We start from the raw sequence: 466 nt of genomic DNA, 5'->3' as shown, positions 1-466 counted from the left end.
CGCCGATGAGCTGTGGGTCCGCCTCGTTCATGCGAACCTCATGGTCTGTGGTGATGTGGCTACCGACGGGTACTTAGACATCCAAAAAATTTCCTTAGCGTAGGGAATGTTTGTACAGGGCAAGCCGTTGTAACCCACGTGGAACGCGAGGGAAGCCTCGCGTTCCTAGTCTTGCGGGTGGGACGCCCCACCGGCGCCAGCAGTTCTCCAGCAGGAGGATCAGACGAAGGGAAGCACTGTGCGCTTCGAGATCATGCGACTCGACGACGTCGACGGTACCGCCGTGGACAGCACCGTCGTGGACGCCGCCTCCGTCAACCGGATCGTGCAGCAGGCCGCCGCGATGGGCCAGCGCATCTACATCCGGCCGGCCGACAGTTCGGCCTCGTAACACCTGACGTTGTGAAGACGAAGCGCCCCCGCACGGAACGTCCGTACGGGGGCGCTGTGGTGCGCGGGGGCGCGG

The 466-nt window shown here is 63.7% G+C and carries 1 protein-coding gene; it reads left to right on the top strand.

Going from position 1 to position 466, the window contains the following annotated elements:
- The first annotated feature begins 238 nt into the window (after nt 1-238).
- Nucleotides 239-391 (top strand): hypothetical protein, encoded by a 153-nt coding sequence (locus tag AB0C16_RS40540; protein WP_007446805.1) that lies wholly within the window; start codon nt 239-241, stop codon nt 389-391.
- The last annotated feature ends 75 nt before the right edge of the window (nt 392-466 follow it).

Origin of the sequence: Nonomuraea sp. NPDC048916, assembly GCF_040649575.1 — a bacterium.
Taxonomy (GTDB): Bacteria; Actinomycetota; Actinomycetes; order Streptosporangiales; family Streptosporangiaceae; genus Nonomuraea.
This window is presented reverse-complemented; position numbering and strand designations above follow the sequence as displayed.